The organism is Deltaproteobacteria bacterium (assembly GCA_019309045.1).
In the GTDB taxonomy this organism is placed as follows: domain Bacteria; phylum Desulfobacterota; class Syntrophobacteria; order BM002; family BM002; genus JAFDGZ01.
This window is the reverse complement of record JAFDGZ010000164.1, coordinates 1-4,745: the sequence shown is the minus strand read 5'-3', so window position 1 is coordinate 4,745 and position 4,745 is coordinate 1. Positions and strand designations below refer to the sequence as shown.

Sequence of the window (4,745 nt, the reverse complement as noted above, 5' to 3'; positions counted from 1 at the left end):
TGCGAATTACCCTGACCGGCACCATGGTACTTTTCAGGCCGTTGGTTATTGGTATTTTGAAAGTGTAGTTATTGCGCGGGGCAAAAAGACGTAGAAAATAGAAGCCTGCAAGGGGATCGAACGATCCTGGTGCGAGAGCCACAGGTTTCTGTTTCTTGTGATAATCGGAGTAGTGGGCAACATTTCTCTGCCAGTCGAACTCGATGGTGATGTTGTTCTTGTGGATGCCCCGTTGTCTTTCCCGTTTGAAAAGAATTGAGTGGCTCATGTCGAGACCAGCATACGAATCCATCCTATCGCGCACCTTGTAAAAAAGATCTACAAACGAGTTGGACCAGGCAGCCAGCGTGAAGTGGTACGATTCAAAACCATTAGTTGTTTCATTCGGCAGGACTCTGAGCACTGCCGTCCCCGCAGGGATCCGTTCCCATCTTACAGCAAACGTCAGGGTTTCGCCGGGACGAAAGGGTGGCTTTTCCCTGGAGGCAGCAGTTTTCCCTGCAACCAGGAAGCTGCTGCAAAGAGCTGCCATGGTGTACAAAATAACTTTTCTCAGTAGCTGCAAGGCCTTTTCCAAGCTCTGTCCCCGACCAACATACCTGCCCGCTTGAGTCAAGGCAGACCAAGCCACTTTCAGATCACTCTAGCCTGGAGACTACATGGACAGCTGTCATCTTTCAACCAGAGAATGGGCAGAAGAGCGTCTCTGCATTCAATCTGCTAAAAGGACAAGCACCGGCTGCCAAACTTTGCTCAAGAGGAGCGTGTACGCAGGGCGGGCAAGTTGCCAAGAAGAAAAAGGCCGCAAATGAAAGGCAGCACTGGCATGGGTTTGTGGAAAAATTGCGCCAATAGCAGAGAAATCCCCAGGCCAAGCAGCAATAGAAAAGTAGCCCTGAAAAGCGGAAGTTCGAAGCGACGGCAGGCTCCCAGAAAAAAGGCGATGAAGACCAGGTCCCCAACTCCGAGCAGCGGCGCCATTACAGTCGTTCCCGGGCGCGGCCAATGGAGAAGCAGAAGGTTCAGAGCAGGAGGTGGATCAAGCGGCAGGCCACTGGCGAAATTCCTTGTGGCATTTTCGAGGTAAAATATAACATGCTCTCCCAGTTTAGCGCTCGGGCCGAACATAACGCTGAGAATATCTACTGCGGCAGCCACTATACAGACCGGAATGAGGTGTACTGGTTCAAGGATTTCTTCCGCAAGCCAGCTGCCTGCTGTGAAGGTGGTGCCGAGCAGGGCAACTGTATTTAGTGTTTGCCAGAAACGCCAATCACCAGTGCTGTGGATAAAATAGGCGGTAATACCCCAGAATAGCAGTCCACAGAGTGCCACGAGAATAGCAGCCTTACGAGAAAGGGCCAGCGCACCCCATTCAAGGAACAGCAGAACTGTGAGGGGCATGGCAACAGCGGGAACCACAAGGCCATTGTTCAGCCAGCCAACAGAATCAACTCCACCCAGGGCAAGAAACGAGAGATACACCAGAGTCCAGATAACGGTCAGGGGAAATGCTATGGGTGTTCTCCCGGTCAGAGGCATGGCAATATTGCTCCACAGGACCTCGTGTATGGTAAGAGTTTTCCTGTTGGCAGTCGTTTTATCCAAGCCGCCATCTCACAGCTATGCAATATCTGGGCTAGAAAACAATGCCCGATGTGATGAAGCTGCTCAAAATCAACAGCCAGAGACAGCAAGACTCCTGGCGACCCGCCCCAGAGCCAAGAAATGCCAAGAAGCACACCAATTTTTCCTTTTTTGGGAAGGCAGTTACCCAATGCCTGACAGCATCCATCGTCATATACTTTTTAATTAGCTGAAATAACAATGTAAAATGTATTGCTCCATGCTGGCACACTCTTTCCTTAAGAAGCAGCTGCAGCACGGCAGGACACCTGGTGTGGACTGAGAAAGGAAGGTGGGCTGGTGAAAAGTTTTTCTAAACATGCTGCTGCCACCTTGTTTGACAATATTTTGTGGACAGTTGCTGTCGCCCTCCTGCTGTGCTTTCTTCCCAGCAGCAGAGCAGCTGCGGAACTGGTTCCAAACGCCATCGTGTTCTTTGGCCAGGGCTATGAGCACAGCGCCGGCCTACTTGAACGTTCTAGCTTTGAAGCTCAACATGAGAAGACAAACACGGCCCTGTGGCCTGGCCTTGATTTGCAGTTGATGACCAGAGCTCTGCAGCATTACCAGCGCATCGCTCTGGAAGGCGGCTGGCCTGCCATAGCTCCGGGAAGAGTAATGAAAAGAGGTTTTCGGGATCGTCGAATACCACTTTTGCGCTGGCGCTTGCGGCTGACAGGCGATCTGGATTCTATGGCTGAGCAGAACAGCGACCTGTACGATGCTTCACTGGAGCGGGCGGTAAAAATATTTCAAATGAGACACGGGCTGGAAGCGGATGGCGTGGTGGGCCCTGCTACCCTGAAGGCTCTCAATGTGCCCGTTGAGAAGCGCATCGAACAGATTGGCCTCAATTTGGAGAGATTGCGCAGCTTCTTGTCAAGACGGCGCCCACGCTTTCTCCTGGTCAATTCTGCCAGCTCTGAATTGAAAGTCATCGAGCAGGACCGCTCCATTCTAGAGATGAAGGCAGTGGTAGGCCGGCCAGATCGTGCCACTCCAATATGCCAGAGCGTCATAAGTTATCTCGAGTTCAATCCATACTGGTATGTACCGCCAACCATACTGCGTGAAGACATCCTGCCAGCTGTGGAGCGTGAACCGGATTACCTCAAGCGGCATCGGCTCAGAGTCTTCGAGATAAACGGCAAGTACCAGCAGGAGCTTGATCCTGACAAGATTGATTGGGCGCTCTTCCGCAGCAATATGACCTTCTACAAGATTCGGCAGGACCCCGGTCCATGGAATGCTCTGGGTCGGATAAAATTCATTTTTCCAAATCGCTTCGGCGTATACATTCATGACACTCCGGCGCGACAGCTGTTTAATAAGAGTCAGCGCCACTTCAGTTCAGGCTGTGTCCGGGTGGAAAGACCCGTTGATCTGGCTGAATATCTCTTGAGAGGAGACAGGCGCTGGACGCGCAGCCGGATCCTGGCAACTATTAACAAAGTTCATAGACGAGTGGTCAGGCTCCCTGAGCCGATGCCGGTATTTCTGGTGTACTGGACGGCATGGATGGCTGTTGACGGCAGGGTAAATTTCCGAGACGACATATATGGCCGCGACAGGCTGCTGGCCAGGTCTCGGCAGAATGCAGAAGATTATCATGCCAGTGTGCAAATTTCTTGCAGTATCGCCGCTGAAAACAGCCTGTAGACGGCGATGGCAAAGACACCTCTTTCTCCCCTTTGCTGGCTCCTCGTCCAGCTAACACAGCTTGTGCCAGCTATGGAGGTCGCCTCCTGCCACAAGAATTCGACTAGCAGCCCCAGCCTGCAGACTGCCTTGCCCGGTGTGGACATAGAATCAGTCTCCGTAATTGAGTGGCAAGGACTGAAGGTTTAGGTCAAGATCTGCACTCCGGCGGTAAACAAGATGACGGGCAACGAATTGTCGGCCAAAACCATTGCCACTTCTTACTCGCTTTCCCTGAGGCCGTGTGTTAATGATAATCATTATGGAGATTATTTATGGGTGTGGGTAATTAGCACCATGATGCCTGGATTGGAGGGTGGTGACATGCATACTTACAAAGCTCTGGTGGTGGACAAAGCAAATGGAGAGGTGGAGCTTTCTCTCAGAGAGCGCTCGCTTGGCGAGCTGCCTTCAGGTGAAGTGACAATCCGTGTGGCCTATTCGAGTTTCAACTACAAGGATGCCCTGGCCTGCATTGCTACGGGCCGCGTTGCTCAAAAGTATCCCCTGGTTCCTGGAATTGACCTTGCCGGAGAGGTGGTCGAATCAACAGAGCCAAAATTCAGCAAGGGTGAACAGGTTGTGCTGACAGGGTATGGCCTGGGAGTGTCACATGACGGAGGGTTCAGTGAGTTGGCGCGGGTGCCAGCTGACTGGCTGGTGCCTCTCCCTGAGGGGCTCACAAGCAAGGAGGCAATGATCCTGGGGACGGCGGGCTTCACTGCCGGTCTGTCCCTTTTAAAAATGGAAATGAATGGACTCTCTCCAGAAAATGGCACCGTGTTGGTCACAGGGGCCACTGGGGGCGTGGGCAGCGTGGCAGTTTCCTTGCTGGCACGTCGGGGATACCAGGTTGCCGCGAGTACGGGAAAGATGCAAGAAGCGGAGTATCTGGAGAAGCTCGGAGCCAGGGAGATCCTTTCTCGAGAGGAAGTTTCAGGGGAGGCAGAACGGCCCATGGAAAAAGGTCGCTGGGCCGGGGCAGTTGATCCAGTAGGTGGGATGACTCTTGCTTATCTCACTCGTACCATGCAATACGGAGGCGTCATTGCGAGCTGCGGGCTTACTGGAGGCGTGAAGGTGTCCACCACGGTCTACCCTTTCATACTAAGAGGGGTGAGCCTTCTGGGGATAGATTCGGTAATGTGTCCGAGAGACAAGAGGGTGGAAGTCTGGAAACTGCTGGCAGAGGCAAAGCATGATGGAGGCTGGCTCGAGGCTATCAGTAATGAGGTGACTCTGGACGCGGTGCCGGGACTGGTAGAACAGATCATGCAAGGAAAAATCAGGGGCAGAACAGTGGTAAAAGTGGGAGGTTGACGAGTAAATAGGCTCAAATGAAAAAAAATAGAGAAAAGTACGCGGCTAAGGCAAATTATTACTATGCAGATGTTCTGATTTGAAAATATTTTCTCTGCTTT

The 4,745-nt window shown here is 52.2% G+C and carries 4 protein-coding genes; 2 read left to right on the top strand and 2 right to left on the bottom strand.

Features of this window, described 5'->3' with window-relative positions:
- On the bottom strand, positions 1-565 hold a 565-nt coding region (locus JRI89_17160), incomplete at its 3' end, for a DUF3108 domain-containing protein (protein MBW2072960.1).
- A 188-nt stretch (positions 566-753) separates the two neighbouring features.
- Positions 754-1,608 carry a hypothetical protein gene (locus JRI89_17155; GenBank protein MBW2072959.1) on the bottom strand — a complete coding sequence of 285 codons (855 nt, stop codon included), beginning with the start codon at positions 1,606-1,608 and terminating at the stop codon, positions 754-756.
- A 318-nt stretch (positions 1,609-1,926) separates the two neighbouring features.
- On the opposite strand from JRI89_17155, the gene JRI89_17150 reads away from it, so the two are divergent.
- Both JRI89_17150 and JRI89_17145 read left to right on the top strand, forming a co-directional pair.
- Positions 1,927-3,285 (top strand): L,D-transpeptidase family protein, encoded by a 1,359-nt coding sequence (locus tag JRI89_17150; GenBank protein MBW2072958.1) that lies wholly within the window; start codon positions 1,927-1,929, stop codon positions 3,283-3,285.
- 363 nt (positions 3,286-3,648) lie between these two features.
- Positions 3,649-4,644, top strand: a complete 996-nt coding sequence (locus JRI89_17145) for an oxidoreductase (protein MBW2072957.1) — start codon at positions 3,649-3,651, stop codon at positions 4,642-4,644.
- The last annotated feature ends 101 nt before the right edge of the window (positions 4,645-4,745 follow it).